This window comes from Micromonospora aurantiaca ATCC 27029 (genome assembly GCF_000145235.1).
Classification (GTDB): domain Bacteria; phylum Actinomycetota; class Actinomycetes; order Mycobacteriales; family Micromonosporaceae; genus Micromonospora; species Micromonospora aurantiaca.
Genome location: NC_014391.1, coordinates 570,351 through 583,683, shown reverse-complemented (window position 1 = coordinate 583,683; position 13,333 = coordinate 570,351). Strand labels below are relative to the sequence as shown.

19 protein-coding genes and 1 riboswitch are annotated in these 13,333 nt (G+C 72.7%); of the genes, 6 read left to right on the top strand and 13 right to left on the bottom strand.

What is annotated here, in order from left to right; all coding sequences use genetic code 11:
* Position 1: 1 nt before the first annotated feature.
* From MICAU_RS02905 to MICAU_RS02880, 6 genes are all read right to left on the bottom strand, one after another.
* Positions 2-325, bottom strand: coding sequence for a hypothetical protein (locus MICAU_RS02905; protein WP_013283786.1), 324 nt, complete (start codon positions 323-325; stop codon positions 2-4).
* Positions 325-741, bottom strand: coding sequence for a YbaB/EbfC family nucleoid-associated protein (locus MICAU_RS02900; RefSeq protein WP_013283785.1), 417 nt, complete (start codon positions 739-741; stop codon positions 325-327). Before MICAU_RS02900 ends, MICAU_RS02905 begins: the two co-directional genes overlap by 1 nt.
* Before the next feature lie 175 nt (positions 742-916).
* Positions 917-1,090: a CsbD family protein gene (locus MICAU_RS02895; RefSeq protein ID WP_013283784.1), complete on the bottom strand. Its 174-nt coding sequence runs from the start codon at positions 1,088-1,090 to the stop codon at positions 917-919.
* Positions 1,091-1,157: 67 nt separating this feature from the next.
* Complete coding sequence (locus MICAU_RS02890) at positions 1,158-3,413, bottom strand: heavy metal translocating P-type ATPase (RefSeq protein ID WP_013283783.1); 2,256 nt, start codon at positions 3,411-3,413, stop codon at positions 1,158-1,160.
* A 17-nt stretch (positions 3,414-3,430) separates the two neighbouring features.
* Positions 3,431-4,411: a DUF8832 domain-containing protein gene (locus tag MICAU_RS02885; RefSeq protein WP_013283782.1), complete on the bottom strand. Its 981-nt coding sequence runs from the start codon at positions 4,409-4,411 to the stop codon at positions 3,431-3,433.
* A gap of 36 nt (positions 4,412-4,447) precedes the next feature.
* Complete coding sequence (locus MICAU_RS02880) at positions 4,448-4,654, bottom strand: heavy-metal-associated domain-containing protein (RefSeq protein ID WP_013283781.1); 207 nt, start codon at positions 4,652-4,654, stop codon at positions 4,448-4,450.
* 80 nt (positions 4,655-4,734) lie between these two features.
* Here MICAU_RS02880 and MICAU_RS02875 point away from each other — a divergent pair, with 80 nt between their 5' ends.
* From MICAU_RS02875 to MICAU_RS02860, 4 genes are all read left to right on the top strand, one after another.
* The gene (locus MICAU_RS02875; protein WP_013283780.1) at positions 4,735-5,034 is read left to right on the top strand and encodes a metal-sensitive transcriptional regulator; all 300 of its coding nucleotides are present in this window, start codon (positions 4,735-4,737) and stop codon (positions 5,032-5,034) included.
* Positions 5,035-5,160: 126 nt separating this feature from the next.
* On the top strand, positions 5,161-5,370 hold the full coding sequence (locus tag MICAU_RS02870) for an SHOCT domain-containing protein (protein WP_013283779.1): 210 nt from the start codon (positions 5,161-5,163) through the stop codon (positions 5,368-5,370).
* A gap of 162 nt (positions 5,371-5,532) precedes the next feature.
* Complete coding sequence (locus MICAU_RS02865) at positions 5,533-6,807, top strand: YibE/F family protein (RefSeq protein ID WP_013283778.1); 1,275 nt, start codon at positions 5,533-5,535, stop codon at positions 6,805-6,807.
* Between the two features lie 154 nt (positions 6,808-6,961).
* Positions 6,962-7,092, top strand: a riboswitch (cyclic di-AMP (ydaO/yuaA leader).
* Between the two features lie 4 nt (positions 7,093-7,096).
* Positions 7,097-8,125, top strand: coding sequence for a coiled-coil domain-containing protein (locus tag MICAU_RS02860; RefSeq protein ID WP_013283777.1), 1,029 nt, complete (start codon positions 7,097-7,099; stop codon positions 8,123-8,125).
* Between the two features lie 59 nt (positions 8,126-8,184).
* Here MICAU_RS02860 and MICAU_RS02855 read toward each other — a convergent pair whose 3' ends face one another.
* Complete coding sequence (locus MICAU_RS02855) at positions 8,185-8,838, bottom strand: carbonic anhydrase (protein WP_013283776.1); 654 nt, start codon at positions 8,836-8,838, stop codon at positions 8,185-8,187.
* A gap of 167 nt (positions 8,839-9,005) precedes the next feature.
* Between MICAU_RS02855 and MICAU_RS02850 the strand changes: the two genes are divergently transcribed.
* The gene (locus MICAU_RS02850; RefSeq protein ID WP_013283775.1) at positions 9,006-9,347 is read left to right on the top strand and encodes a helix-turn-helix transcriptional regulator; all 342 of its coding nucleotides are present in this window, start codon (positions 9,006-9,008) and stop codon (positions 9,345-9,347) included.
* Positions 9,348-9,403: 56 nt separating this feature from the next.
* Positions 9,404-10,642 (top strand): type VII secretion-associated serine protease mycosin, encoded by a 1,239-nt coding sequence (gene mycP / locus MICAU_RS02845; RefSeq protein ID WP_235437571.1) that lies wholly within the window; start codon positions 9,404-9,406, stop codon positions 10,640-10,642.
* 61 nt (positions 10,643-10,703) lie between these two features.
* On the opposite strand, the gene MICAU_RS02840 is transcribed toward mycP, so the two are convergent.
* From MICAU_RS02840 to MICAU_RS02815, 6 genes are all read right to left on the bottom strand, one after another.
* Positions 10,704-10,985, bottom strand: coding sequence for a WXG100 family type VII secretion target (locus tag MICAU_RS02840; RefSeq protein WP_013283773.1), 282 nt, complete (start codon positions 10,983-10,985; stop codon positions 10,704-10,706).
* Positions 10,986-11,013: 28 nt separating this feature from the next.
* Positions 11,014-11,322, bottom strand: a complete 309-nt coding sequence (locus MICAU_RS02835; protein ID WP_013283772.1) for a WXG100 family type VII secretion target — start codon at positions 11,320-11,322, stop codon at positions 11,014-11,016.
* A 214-nt stretch (positions 11,323-11,536) separates the two neighbouring features.
* Positions 11,537-11,806, bottom strand: coding sequence for a hypothetical protein (locus tag MICAU_RS02830; protein ID WP_013283771.1), 270 nt, complete (start codon positions 11,804-11,806; stop codon positions 11,537-11,539).
* A 12-nt stretch (positions 11,807-11,818) separates the two neighbouring features.
* Positions 11,819-12,547 (bottom strand): hypothetical protein, encoded by a 729-nt coding sequence (locus MICAU_RS02825; RefSeq protein WP_013283770.1) that lies wholly within the window; start codon positions 12,545-12,547, stop codon positions 11,819-11,821.
* 31 nt (positions 12,548-12,578) lie between these two features.
* Positions 12,579-12,872, bottom strand: a complete 294-nt coding sequence (locus MICAU_RS02820) for a hypothetical protein (protein WP_013283769.1) — start codon at positions 12,870-12,872, stop codon at positions 12,579-12,581.
* 18 nt (positions 12,873-12,890) lie between these two features.
* Entirely contained in the window at positions 12,891-13,301 is a 411-nt protein-coding gene (locus MICAU_RS02815) for a YbaB/EbfC family nucleoid-associated protein (protein WP_013283768.1), read from the bottom strand.
* Between the last annotated feature and the right edge of the window lie 32 nt (positions 13,302-13,333).

Genomic DNA, 13,333 nt, shown 5'->3' with positions numbered 1-13,333 from the left:
CTCAGCCTCCCAGCTTCCGCCGCAGGCCGTCGAGGTTGCGGGTGATGGCCGCCTCGGTCTCGGCGTAGCGGACGGCCATCCTGCCGAGGTCGGCGCCGGCGGCGGCGATCTCGTCGAGCGCGCTGTCGAAGCACTCGAACGCGAACGCGGAGACCTCGTCGTGGGCGGCGCCGATCAGTGAGCCGATGTCGTCGGCCCCCCAGGGACGGCCGAAGCCGGCCAGCTCGGCCCGGAAGGCGGTCAACGCCGCACCGAACCGGGTGGCGACGCCGTCCAGCGCCGCCCCGGAGGCACCCAGCCGCTCCGGATCGACCTCGACCGGCATCAGCGCCCGTCCTGGCGGGCGAGCCGGTCCTGGGCCTGCATCAGAGCGTCGGTGAACATGCTGAACTGGCGCCCCGCGTCGGCCTGGATGCGGCGCAGTTGCTCACCGAGCGAGCCCAGGTCGACCTCGCCGGGGGCGGTGGCGGCCTGCTCCCGCAGGTCGGCGAGCGCGGCGTTGACCGCAGCTTCGATCTCCTCGGCGAGGGCCTCGCTGGCCATCCGCATCACACGGGGGTCGAGCGTCAGCCCGGTGACCTGTCCGGGTGGGCCGGCGGTGACCCGGATCAGGCCGTCTGCGGCCTCACCGACGCCTTCCGGCGGTGCCACCTGCTCGCCCGCATCGGTCTGCCGCTGGAGCGCGGCCATGGTTTCGGACAGCACCCGGCCGAAGCCGGACGGGTCGGCGGGATCGGCCATCGAGGAGCTCCTCCGCATTCGAGGTCGCCTCGCATCCTATGCACCGGAGCCGATCCCGGTGGTCCCGCCGGATCGATGTGGACGGTGGCATCCGCCACTCGGGATCGTCACCGTCCGTACACAGCACTCCGGGCCGGCCCGTGGGCCGACCCGGTGGCGTGTGTGCGTCGCGTACTCAGCTCTTGAAGGCGTCCTTGATCTTCTCGCCGGCCTGCTTGAGCTTGGCGCCCGCCTGGTCGTTGCGGCCCTCGGCCTCGAGGCGCTCGTTGTCGGTCGCCCGGCCGACGCCCTCCTTGACCTTGCCCGCGGTGTCCTGGGAAGCGTTGTCGATCTTGTCGTCCAGACCCATGATGACCTCCACTGATGCGGTTGCCTGACGACAACTGGTTACCCCGTCGGCCGTCGGCTCAATCCCCTCACCCGATCGGGCGGAAGCTCCGCAGCCGCAGGCTGTTGCCCACCACGAACACCGACGAGAACGCCATGGCCGCCCCGGCGAGCATCGGGTTGAGCAGTCCGGCCGCCGCCAGCGGCAGCGCCGCGACGTTGTAGGCGAACGCCCAGAACAGGTTGCCCTTGATGATCGCCAGCGTCCGCCGGGAGAGCCGGATGGCGTCCGCGGCGGCCATCAGGTCGCCCCGGACCAGCGTCAGGTCGGCCGCCTCGATGGCCGCGTCCGTGCCGGTGCCCATGGCCAGCCCGAGATCGGCCCGGGCCAGCGCGGCGGCGTCGTTCACCCCGTCGCCGACCATGGCGACCACGCGGCCCTCCCGCTGGAGCCGCTCGACCACGTCGACCTTGTCGGCGGGCAGCACCTCCGCGATCACCTCGTCGATGCCGACCTCGGCCGCCACCGCCTTCGCCACAGTGGTGTTGTCGCCGGTGAGCAGCACCGGCTTCAGGCCCAGCTCACGCAGCCGCGCGACAGCAGCCCGGCTGGTCGGCTTCACCGCGTCGGCCACCGCGAGCACGCCCCGGGCCCGCCCGTCCCAGCCGGCCAGGATCGCCGTCCGCCCGGCGGCCTCCGCGCCGGTCGCGGCCCGCTCGACCTCCTCGGGTACGTCGAGACCCCGCTCCCGCAGCAGCCGGGCCCGGCCGACCACCACGGTCCGGCCGTCGACGGTGCCGGTCACGCCCAGCCCTTCGGCGTTGGCGAACTCGCCGACCGGAGGCAGCGGTCCGGCCTCGGCCGCGGCTTCGGCGACGGCCCGCGCGATCGGGTGCTCGGAGGCGGCCTCCAGCGCACCGGCCACCCGGAGCAGTTCGTCGGCGTCCTCGCCGTCGGCGGGCAGCACCTCGGCCAGCGCCATCCGGCCGGTGGTGACGGTACCGGTCTTGTCCAGCACCACTGTGTCGACCCGGCGGGTGGACTCCAGCACCTCCGGCCCCTTGATCAGCACGCCGAGCTGCGCGCCCCGCCCGGTGCCGACGAGCAGCGCGGTCGGGGTGGCCAGGCCGAGCGCGCACGGGCAGGCGATGATCAGGACGGCCACCGCGGCGGTGAACGCGGCGGTCGGCCCGGAGCCGGTGCCGAGCCACCAGCCGAGCGTGCCGGCGGCCAGCGCGATCACGATCGGCACGAAGACGCCGGAGATCCGGTCGGCGAGCCGCTGCACCGCCGCCTTGCCGGTCTGTGCCTGCTCCACGAGTCGCGCCATCTGGGCGAGCTGGGTGTCCCCGCCGACCCGGGTGGCGCGGACCACCAGGCGGCCGCCCGCGTTCACCGTGGCGCCGACCACGGCGTCGCCCTGGCCCACCTCGACCGGCACCGACTCGCCGGTGAGCATGCTGGCGTCGACTGCGGACGTGCCCTCCTCGACCACACCGTCCGTGGCGATCTTCTCGCCGGGCCGGACCACGAACCGGTCCCCGACCGCGAGCCGGCCGACCGGGATCCGGGTCTCCTGCCCGTCGCGCAGCACCGCCACGTCCTTGGCGCCGAGTTCGAGCAGGGCGCGCAGCGCCGACCCGGCGGTGCGCTTGGAGCGCGCCTCGAAGTACCGCCCGGCCAGGATGAACACGGTCACCCCGGCGGCGGCCTCCAGGTAGATGTTGCCGGCACCGTCGCCGCGGGTGATGTCGAGGCTGAACGGGTGCTTCATCCCGGGCATGCCGGCGTCGCCGAGGAACAGCGCCCAGAGCGACCAGCCGAACGCGGCCAGCGTGCCGAGCGAGACGAGCGTGTCCATGGTCGCCGCGCCGTGCCGCAGGTTGATCAGCGCGGCGCGGTGGAACGGCAGCCCGCCCCAGACCACCACCGGGGCGGCCAGGGTGAGCGAGGCCCACTGCCAGTAGTCGAACTGCCAGGCCGGAACCATGGCGAGCACGATCACCGGCAAGGTGAGCACGGCGGAGACCCAGAGCCGGGTACGCGCGGTGCGCAGCTCGTCCACCGGCTCCCCGGCCGCTGCCGCCTCCGCCTGCTCGGGCGGCGGCGGCACCACAGCGGTGTAGCCGGTCTTCTCGACGGTGGCGATCAGGTCGGCCGGCGCGATGTCGTCGGCGTACCGGACGGTGGCCTTCTCGGTGGCGTAGTTCACCGTCGCCTCGACGCCGTCCATCCGGTTGAGCTTCTTCTCGATCCGGGCGGCGCAGGACGCGCAGGTCATCCCGCCGATCGCCAGTTCGATCAGGTTCGGCGCGGTGGGCAGCGCCTTTCCCGTGGCAGTCATCGCGGCACCTCCGGCGCTCAACTGTGCCCGTGACCCGGGGTGCCGTGTCCGGCGTCCGGGGTCGGTGCGGTGGTGGGTGCCGGCGCGGTGGGCACCGGCGCGGTCTGGTCGCCGGCCAGGACGGTGAACTCGGCGGTGTGCACCGCGTCGCCGTGCCGGAAGTCCAGGTAGAGACGGTACGCCCCGGCCGAGGGCACCTCGGCGGCGAACGTGATCGCCGGCCCGGCCGGTGTGCGCCCGTCGCCGGGCGTGCCCTCCGGGTGCACGTGCAGGTACGCCAGGTCGCCCTGCCGCAGCGCCACCAGGTGCCCGTACGCGCCGAGGTAGGGCGCGAGGTCGGTGACCGGCCGCCCGTCACGGCTGACGGAGAGCGTGAGCCGGCTGGTGCGGCCCGGCTCCGGCGTGCCGGTCAGGGTGACCGTGTAGCCGTCGACGGTGGTGCTGGTCGCCGGTGCCGGCAGCGGCCGGGCGGTCAGCTCGCCGGGGACCGTGACGTCCAGGCCGAGGGTCAGCGGCTCGCCGCCTTCGGGGGTGAAGTCGGCGAACGCCCGCCAGACGCCGGGGCCGCCGAGCGGTGAGGCGACCCGCCAGGTGCCGTCGCCGGTCATCTCCGGATGGACGTGCCGGAACCCGGAGAGGTCCCGGCGGGCGACGATCAGGTGCATGCGCTTGTCGTGGGCCACCTCGAAGCGGGTGACCGGCGCGCCGTCCGGGCCGGTGATCCGGAAGGCGAACTGCCCGGCCGGGGCGCCGGCGGGCTGGAACGTGTAGCCGCGCTCGGAGACGAGCAGCCCGCCGGGCAGGTGCGCGGAGGCGCCGCCCGCCTGGCTCTCGTCACCGTGGCCGGTGTCGCCGGCCCCGTGGTCGCTGTCGGTGTCGTCGTGTCGGGTCTCGGCGGCCGGGGCGACGGGATCGGTCAGGTTGCCGATCCCGTACGCCGCGCCGAACACCGCCACGAGGCCGAGCGCGAAGCCGCTGAGCTTCGTCGCCGTGTTCATGGTGTCTCCTCGGTTGTCGCGGGTCCGCCGGACCCGTCACACACCGACGAGGTCGTAACCGGCCTCGTCGACCGCCGCGCGGACCGTGTCCACGTCCAGCGGGTTCTGACTGGTGACGGTGACCCGGCCGCCGGCCAGGTCGACCTGGACGTCGGTGACGCCCGGAAGTGCGCTCAGCTCGGTGCTCACCGAGTTGACGCAGTGCCCGCAGGTCATGCCGTTCACCTGGTAGGTGGTCTCCATCTCGCCCTCCGATCTGATACCCCCCAGGGGTACGTCCCGAACGTTAGCATACCCCCGAGGGGTACGCTATCCTCGGTTTCATGACCGCGCCGTCCAGCCCGACCCGGGGCTACACCGCCAGCAAGGACCAACTCCTCGCCCGGCTCCGCCGGATCGAGGGCCAGGTCCGTGGCATCGAGAAGATGGTCGAGGACGACCGTTACTGCATCGACGTGCTGACCCAGATCTCGGCCATCCAGGCGGCGCTGGACAAGGTCGGCCTGGGCCTGCTCGACGGCCACGCCCGGCACTGCATGCACGAGGGCGCCGCCGAGGGCCGGGCCGACGAGATGGCGACCGAGATGATGGCCGCCGTCGGGCGCCTGATGAAGCGCGGCTGAGCGGGGACCTCCGGCCCTCAGGACCAGGGCACATCGACCCGTGCCGACGCGCCCGGGCGGACGTACCGTCGAAGTGGCGGGCAGGCCGGACCGGCGGACCCGCGGCGACGGACGGAGGGCGGCCCGATGATGTGGCAGAGCCCGATGATGGGCTGGATGTGGATCTGGTCCCTGCTGGTGCTCGGGGTGCTGGCGGGGCTCGTCTGGGCGGCCGTGCGGTGGACCGGCCCGCAGTATCTGGGCCCGACGACGGCCCGGCGCATCCTGGACGAGCGGTACGCCCGCGGCGAGATCGACGAGGACGAGTACCGGCGGCGCCGGGCGGGCCTGGCCTGACCCGAGCGGGGCGCGTCACCGGTCGCGCCGCCCGGGAGCGGCCGGCCGGGCTGTCTACCATGGCCGGGCGACGACCCGGACGTGGTCGACACGTCCGCGCCGGCCGGGTGACCAGACCGGTCCGGCGGACCAGGCGTCGCCGCGACCGTTGGGAGAGACGCCATGGGTGCCGACCACACCCGCCCCGCACCCGCCGCGCCGCCGGGCGTACGACGGCTGCTCGTCGCCGTGGTGGTGCCGCTGTTCGCGCTCACAGTGATCGCGGCGCTGGTGCTCTGGCCCGGGCAGGACCGGGAGCCGGTCGGCGGCGCTGACGTCCCCCGCTACCACGGCACCGTGACCCGGGTGGTCACCGAGCCCTGCCCGCCGACCCCGGAGGCCCCGGAGGGCGGGGGTGGCCCCTGCGGCACGGTGACGGTCACCGCCGAGCAGGGCCCGGACGCGGGCCGGCAGGTCGAGACGCCGATCCCGGCCGGGCCGGGCGCACCCCGGGTCGCGGTCGGAGACGAGGTCGTCCTGGTCGAGCTGACCGACCCGGCCGACCCGGCGGTGAAGTCCTACAACATCGCCGAGCACCAGCGCGGCACGCCGCTGATCTGGCTGATGGTGCTGTTCGCCGCCGCGATCGTGGCGTTCGGCCGGTGGCGCGGGCTCGCCGCGCTCGGCGGCCTGGTGGCCAGCTTCGCCATCCTCCTCGGCTTCGTGCTGCCGGGCATCGGCGCCGGCCAGCCGCCGCTGCTGGTCGCGATCGTGGGCGCCGCGTTGATCATGTTCGTGGTGCTCTACCTGACCCACGGGATCACCGCGCAGACGTCGGTCGCGGTGCTCGGCACGCTCGGCAGCCTGGTGGTCACCGGCGTGCTCGGCCTGCTCGCCACGTCCGCCACCCACCTGACCGGCTTCGGCAGCGAGGACGCCACCACGCTGTCCATGTTCCAGGGCGACGTGGACCTGCACGGGCTGCTGCTGGCCGGCATCATCATCGGCTCGCTGGGCGTGCTGGACGACGTCACAGTCACCCAGGCGGCCACCGTCACCGAACTGGCGCACGCCAACCCCGGACTGTCCCGGCGGCAGCTCTACCGGGCGGCGACCCGGGTCGGCCGGGCCCACATCGCATCCACCGTCAACACCATCGTGCTGGCGTACGCGGGCGCCTCGCTGCCGCTGCTGCTCCTCCTGGTTGCCGACTCCCGCCCGGTGAGTGAGATCCTCACCAGCGAGTTCCTCGCCCAGGAGATCGTCCGCAGCGCGGTGGCGACGCTCGGCCTGATCGCCGCCGTACCGCTGACGACCGGACTGGCCGCGATCGTGACCACCGCCGGGCGGCGCTCGCGCGGCGCGGAGCCGGCGCCACCCGCGGCCCGGCCGCCGGCCGGACGCGACGACGCGCTGGAGGCCCTGGGCGGCGGGAAGAGTACGGAGGCCGCATGGTGACACTCCGCAGCGTGACCATCGATTTCAAACGCGACGCTGGTCACGGTGCGCCACGGCGAAATCTCGCTATTGGTCGGCTTCCGGACGTAGATCCTCAGGAGTGCTGTCAGGTAACCTCGCTGCCGGTCACCGCCGAAGGCGCGCACCGGCGCCAGCGGTGCCGCCGCCCAATCGCCTGCGGGCGAACCGGGGAACCAGGTACATGGGGTGAATCCGCGACAGCGGTAGGGGCCACTTCCGTCCCGAACCCGTCAGCTAACCCGGTCGGCGGCCGACGGAAGGGAACACTGTGACGGCACCCCTGCGCCGCTGGCTGACACCCGTGGTGGCCGTGCTGGCCTCGCTGGCCGTGCTGGCCGGGCCGACCCCGGCGACCGCGGCCCCCACCGCGGCGGCCCCCGGCAACCCCTCGGGACACGAGGAGGACGGCGAACCGCCGCTCATCACCGAGGCGATCGACGCCGCCAACCGGGCCTTCCTCCAGGCCAAGGCGAAGCTCGCCAAGTCCCAGGACCGCCAGCGGCGGCTGGCGGCCGAGGTGAAGACGGCACAGGCCGAGCTCGAAGCGCTCAGCCCGCAGGTCAACCAGCTCGCTGCCCAGTCCTACCGGACCGGCCGGATGGGCGCGATGGCCATGCTGCTGGAGAGCAACTCACCCGACTCGTTCGTCCGCCGGGTCAACGCCCTGGACGAGCTGAACCTCCTCAACGCGCAGCGCCTGGCCGCCATCAACGCGGTCAAGACCCGCGCCGAGCAGGCCAAGATCGCGCTCGACGCCGAGGTGCGCGAGCAGGAGAAGCAGAAGAACGCGATGGAGCGCGAGAAGGTGCAGGCCGAGCGCGCGCTGAAGCTCGTCGGCGGTCTCGGCTTCACCGGCGGCCTGGTCTCCGCCACCTCACCGGTCGCCAAGATCGGCCCCGGCCGCACCGCCGACGGCGGGTGGAAGGCGGAGTCGTGCAGCGAGGACGACCCGACCACCTCGGGCTGCGTCACGCCGCGCACGCTGCACGCGTACAAGGAGGTCCGGCGCGCGGGCTTCAAGCGCTTCGTGGGCTGCTACCGGCCCGGCGGGCCGTGGGAGCACCCCAAGGGCAAGGCGTGCGACTGGTCGCTCCAGAACAGCGGCTTCGCGCCCTGGCACAACAACGACACCCGCCGGTACGGCAACGAGGTGGCCGCCTTCCTCATCCGCAACGCCGACCGGCTGGGCATCTACTACGTCATCTGGAACCGGCAGATCTGGTTCCCGGCCACCGGCTGGAGTTCGTACAGCGGACCCTCGAACCACACCGACCACGTCCACATGTCGATGCTCTGACCCGGACACCACGAGAAGGGGCCGCCCTCGGGCGGCCCCTTCTTCGTCGTCCGTGCGTATCAGCCGGCCAGCGCCGGGTCGGCGGGCGCGGCCGGGGCGGGCAGCGGGGCCGGGGCCTGCGCCACGGTCCGCACCTCGCCACCGGCGAGCCGGTACGACATGCCCACCACCGTGCACCGCCCGGCGGCCACCCGCTCGGCCAGCACGGCGGACCGGGCCAGCAGCGTCTCCACGGTCTGCGCGATGTGGACGTCGACGATGCCGTCGAGGTCCTCGACCCCCTGGCGGGCGGCGCGCAACAGGCTCGGCGAGACCGCGTCCACCACAGCGCCCAGGTGCCCGGCCGGGGCGGCGCCGGTCCGGACCCCCTCCCGGGCGGCCTGGACCGCGCCGCAGGAGTCGTGCCCGAGCACCACCACGAGCGGGGTGCCCAGCACGGTGACGGCGTACTCGACGCTGCCGAGCACCTCCGGCCCGGCGGTGTGCCCGGCGGTACGCACCACGAAGAGGTCACCGAGACCGCGGTCGAAGATGATCTCGGCGGCGAGCCGCGAGTCGGAGCAGCCGACGATCACCGCGAACGGGTGCTGGCCGTCGGCCACAGCCGCCCGGTGCCCGGCGTCCTGATTCGGATGCTGCGGGACGCCCGTGACGAACCGGTGATTACCGGCACGCAGTTCGGTCAGTGCCTGCTCCGGGGTGCTCGGCGTCATGTCCCTCACCTCGTCTACCTGGGGAACCACCAGGCCGAACGGCCTCGCGACCCACGGTCACACGCACCTGGGGGCACGTCAAGATTCGTGATACGCATTTCATACTTTCCCGTCGGCGCCCCGCCCCGGACCGCGCCGATTCGGCAGGTGGCGGACGTGGCCATAGCATGACCACCATGGCGACCACACCAGTTGAGGACGGGAGCCGCCGTAACTGGACCTTCCTCACCAACCACGGCCACGTGCTGCTGGCGATCGCGCGCAACCCCACCGCCCGGCTGCGGGACGTGGCCGACGAGGTGGGCGTGACCGAACGGGCGGCCCAGGCCATCGTCGCCGACCTGGAGGCCGGGGGCTACCTGCGTCGTACGCGGGTGGGACGGCGCAACGAGTACACGATCAACCCGAAGGGCCGCTTCCGGCACCCGGCCGAGGCCGACCAGCAGGTCGGCGCGCTACTGGCCCTGTTCGCCGCCGAGTCGGCCGGGGACGCTGCCGCCGACGGGTGACCCGGGCCGGCACCACGTGTGCCCGCGCGGGCCGGCGAGGCGGGTAATCTCACCGCGTGCGCGACAGCTTGCGGCCGGGCGCGACCACGGGACGCGTCCGGGCCGGACACCGGATCAGGTCCGTCCTCTCCGGAGCGGCGGTGACCGCCCTGCTCGGCGGCGCGCTGGCGGTGCCCGCGCCCGCGCAGGCCGCCCCGAAGTGCGGCCCGGCCGGCGGCCCCGCGCCCACCGAGGTTCCGTGGGCGCTGAGCCGCCTCGACCCGGCCGCCGCGTGGCGGATCGGCAAGGGCGCGGGGGTCACCGTCGCGGTGATCGACTCCGGGGTCTCGCCCGCCCATCCCCTGCTACGCGGGCGGGTGCTGCCGGGTGAGGACTTCAACCAGCTCGTCCGCCTCAAGGGGCAGTGCGACCTGGTCGGCCACGGCACCATGGTCGCGGGCATCATCGCCGGCCGGGAGGGCACCGGCTCGCCCTACACCGGCATCGCGCCGGAGGCGAAGATCCTGCCGCTGCGGGTGCTGGCCGAGAACAAGGAGAACTTCGACCCGGACGTGCCGGCCGAGATCGGCAAGGCGATCCGCTGGGCTGTCGACCACGACGCCGACGTGATCAACCTGTCCCTGGTCACGCTCGACGACCCGGCGCTGAAGTCCGCGGTGCAGTACGCGCTCAGTAAGGACGTGGTAGTCGTCGCCTCCGCCGGCAACCGGCAGGAGAACCGGGAGGACCGGCCGGCCTATCCGGCGGCGTACGACGGTGTCGTCGCCGTCGCCGGCATCGACGAGCAGGGCGGGCACGTCGGCAGCTCGGTCAGCGGGGACTATGTGGACATCGCCGGCCCCGGCCTGAACATCGTCGGGCCCGCTCCGCAGGGATCGGGCTACCGGGCCGAGCCGCAGGGCGGGACGAGCTTCGCCACCGCGTACGTCTCCGGGGTGGCCGCGCTGGTGCGGGCCGCACACCCGGACATCAGCGCCGACGAGGTCGCCTACCGGCTGACCCGTACCGCCGACAACCCGCCCGACGGGCACAACGCCGAGGTCGGCTTCGGGATGGTCAACCCGTACCGGGCGGTCACCAGCCTGCTGGGCACCCGGGAGGACCCGCCGCTGGGCGCGATGCCGCCACCGGCGCCGCCCGCCGACCCGCTGGCCTGGCAGCGCACCGTCGCGATCTGGGTCGCTGTCGTCGGCGCGCTGCTGGCCGGCGTCCTGCTGACGTTGCGCCCCATCCTGGTACGCGGACGGCGGCGCGGGTGGCGTCCCGGCCGCCGCGACGTCCCGCAGGACGCCTGACAACACACGACGGCTCCGCCCGGCACGAGCCGGAGCGGAGCCGCTGTGGACCGGTCGGGGGTCAGTTGCCCCAGACCTTGGAGTTGCTCATCTCCGTGGTCATGTAGTTCTCGCGCGCGATGCCCACGGCACCGCCGATCTCGTTCAGGACCTTGTTGATGTCCCGCACGGCGGCGTCCCACTGGGCCTGGTGCTGCTGGTAGGCGGCCCGGTCCTGGCCCTCCCACTCGAGCTTGGTCAGCATCGCCCGCAGCGTGTCGAGCTTCTCGTCGATGGTCCGCGAGATGGCCTGCATCTGCTGGTTGCTGCTCTCCAGAACAGCGTAATCAACCTTGATGCTCATCGATTCCTCCTCTGCCTGTCTTCGCGGATCACGGGTTGAGAGCAGCGTGGAACTTGTCCAGCATCTGCTGCTGCTCTTCGTCGTTGACCTGGTGCGTGGTGCCGGACTTGTCGAGCAGGTCCGCGATGTTGTCCATCGCGGTCAGCAGCTTCGTAGTGTCCTCGTTCCAGCGAGTCATCAGGCTCTGGAAGCCCGTGGACGCCTGGCCCTTCCAGGCCATCGCCAGGTCGTCGACCACGTTCCACAGCTTCTTGAGCTCGCCGTCGACGTCGCTGCGCGTGGACCGCACGTCACTCGCGGCGGTGTGCAGAGTCGCTGCACTGACCTCGAACGCCATGCTTCACACCCTTCCGTCATCTTGTGGCGGCGGTTCCGCCGCGCCCTCCCCCGCGGCAAGGCGTACACACCCCACCGACGGACACTTCATCCGAACCGTAGCGGACGATGTCCAACCCGCGCAGCCCTGCCGTCCCATGGTCGTATTCCGACATCCCACTGTCGACAGACGCGATCCGCGGCCCTCAGTACGAGGTGGACGGTCGAGGCCGAGGTCACGACCGCTCGCGCGAGGATTTGACGATCGTCGACACGCCGAAGACCAGCACCGCGACCAGCAGCACCACCACGGCCCACAGCATCGGCTTCTCGAAAGCGCGCTGGAACGACAGCACCAGCAGTGCCGCGCAGGTGCTCAGCGACACCACCTCGGCGGCCCGCCGCAGCCGCGCCGAGCGGGTCAGCGCGGCGAACAGCATCAGGACCACGAAGACCGGAATGGTCAGCAGGACGTACAGCAACAACGAGAAGAGCAGGGTTTCCATGCGTCGCTCCCGTCACCCGTAGAACTTGGCGTCCCGCACCCAGTCGATCTTGATGTCCTTGATGTCCGGGTCCGAGCCGGTCGGCGCCCAGCCGGGGCGGGAGTCCGCGGTGAAGGTGAACCGGTTGTCGGTGTGGAAGGCGGCCAGCAGCGCGTGCAGCAGCGCGCTGATCTCACCGAAGACCAGGACCAGGACGGCGGCGGTGGCGGTCAGACCGACGATGCCGATGGCCTGCGCCAGCGCGGTGGTGGCGGGGAAGAACTGGAGCGCGATCGAGGCGATCACCGCGACCAGGATCGGCATGAGCGCCTGGGCCAGGCCGGAGATCGCGTCGTTGTACGCGTCCCGGGCCGCGGTGAGCGTGTCCCGGTTGGCGGCGAACGCCTCGGCCAACGAGTTGATCTCCGCCCCGAGCTTGCGGAGGAACAGGTCGAACGCGTCCCGGTCGTCGAAGTCCCACTCCGCCGCGTCCGGCGGAACCGCCGCCATGGCCGCGCCGAACTGGTCCGCGCCGAGCAGGCGGGCCGCCTCGTCCCACTTCTTGATCGACTCGTTGACCTGCTGGTTGTCGAACGACTCCAGGTAGAGGATCGCGCCGATCAACGCCGCCGAGGCGACGATCCAGACCAGGTTGCCCTTGGCGACGGCCGCCGCCGACCGGACCGGAGCCGTGGTCTCGGCGACCGTCACGGTGCCGGTCACCGTCCCCGAGGCGTTGGCGATGAGGATCTCCGGCGGCATCAGGCGTCCTTCCCGTGGCGGGCCCGGCCGGTCACTTGACCACCCAGGGCTGATCCGACCTCTCCCAGTTCTTCGCGCTCTGTTCGAGCTGCGCGGCGGCCTTGCGCAGATGCTCCACGCCGGTGCGGACGTTGTCCAGGTGCCCGTCCACAGCCGCGTTGTGCCGCTCGACCGCGCCGGTGCCGAACCAGCTCAGCGCGCCGCTGGGCAGCTTCACCTCGCCCAGCAACGTCTCGACGTTGCGGAGGTATTGGATCGGGCCGTCCGGGGCGTCGAGCATCCGGCCCGCCTTCCGGATCGCGTCGACGTCGACCGTGTTCGGCATCGTCGGCCTTCCTCTCGCTCAGCGCCGCAGGTTGCGGGTCGGGTCGGACACGTCCACCCCGAACTGACGGAACCAGTCCTCCGGGGTCAGCGTGCCGTCCTGCGCACGGCGGACCATCTCGGAGTCGCCGAGCATCTCGCTCAGCATCTCGCGCTGCCGCTCCTCGAAGGCCGCGTAGGCCGCGTCGATCGCCGCCTGCATCGCCTCGGACAGGGAGAAGCTGTCCAGCCGCATCGCCCGCGCGTTCAGCTCGATGTCGCCGACCTTCATGCCGCCGTCGACAGTCACCCGCACCAGCCCGTCCGGGCTCTCCCCGGTCACCCGCAGCTCGGCGCGCTGCCGCTGGAGATCGGCCAGCCGGCGCTGCTGTTCCTGCGCCTGCCGCAGCAGGCCCTCCATGGCCGCACCGAAACCCGACGGGCTGCTCACGTGCGCGCCCCTCTCCACTCGCGACGATCGAT

Coding starts and splice junctions, on each gene's coding strand:
- MICAU_RS02850 (WP_013283775.1), top strand. CDS start 9,006: ATGACCACCATGGCGACCACACCAGTTGAGGACGGGAGCCGCCGTAAC.
- MICAU_RS02865 (WP_013283778.1), top strand. CDS start 5,533: ATGGGTGCCGACCACACCCGCCCCGCACCCGCCGCGCCGCCGGGCGTA.
- MICAU_RS02870 (WP_013283779.1), top strand. CDS start 5,161: ATGATGTGGCAGAGCCCGATGATGGGCTGGATGTGGATCTGGTCCCTG.
- MICAU_RS02890 (WP_013283783.1), bottom strand. CDS start 3,413: ATGACTGCCACGGGAAAGGCGCTGCCCACCGCGCCGAACCTGATCGAA.
- MICAU_RS02900 (WP_013283785.1), bottom strand. CDS start 741: ATGGCCGATCCCGCCGACCCGTCCGGCTTCGGCCGGGTGCTGTCCGAA.
- MICAU_RS02835 (WP_013283772.1), bottom strand. CDS start 11,322: ATGGCGTTCGAGGTCAGTGCAGCGACTCTGCACACCGCCGCGAGTGAC.
- MICAU_RS02875 (WP_013283780.1), top strand. CDS start 4,735: ATGACCGCGCCGTCCAGCCCGACCCGGGGCTACACCGCCAGCAAGGAC.
- MICAU_RS02840 (WP_013283773.1), bottom strand. CDS start 10,985: ATGAGCATCAAGGTTGATTACGCTGTTCTGGAGAGCAGCAACCAGCAG.
- MICAU_RS02830 (WP_013283771.1), bottom strand. CDS start 11,806: ATGGAAACCCTGCTCTTCTCGTTGTTGCTGTACGTCCTGCTGACCATT.
- MICAU_RS02895 (WP_013283784.1), bottom strand. CDS start 1,090: ATGGGTCTGGACGACAAGATCGACAACGCTTCCCAGGACACCGCGGGC.
- MICAU_RS02855 (WP_013283776.1), bottom strand. CDS start 8,838: ATGACGCCGAGCACCCCGGAGCAGGCACTGACCGAACTGCGTGCCGGT.
- MICAU_RS02820 (WP_013283769.1), bottom strand. CDS start 12,872: ATGCCGAACACGGTCGACGTCGACGCGATCCGGAAGGCGGGCCGGATG.
- MICAU_RS02825 (WP_013283770.1), bottom strand. CDS start 12,547: ATGCCGCCGGAGATCCTCATCGCCAACGCCTCGGGGACGGTGACCGGC.
- MICAU_RS02880 (WP_013283781.1), bottom strand. CDS start 4,654: ATGGAGACCACCTACCAGGTGAACGGCATGACCTGCGGGCACTGCGTC.
- MICAU_RS02905 (WP_013283786.1), bottom strand. CDS start 325: ATGCCGGTCGAGGTCGATCCGGAGCGGCTGGGTGCCTCCGGGGCGGCG.
- MICAU_RS02885 (WP_013283782.1), bottom strand. CDS start 4,411: ATGAACACGGCGACGAAGCTCAGCGGCTTCGCGCTCGGCCTCGTGGCG.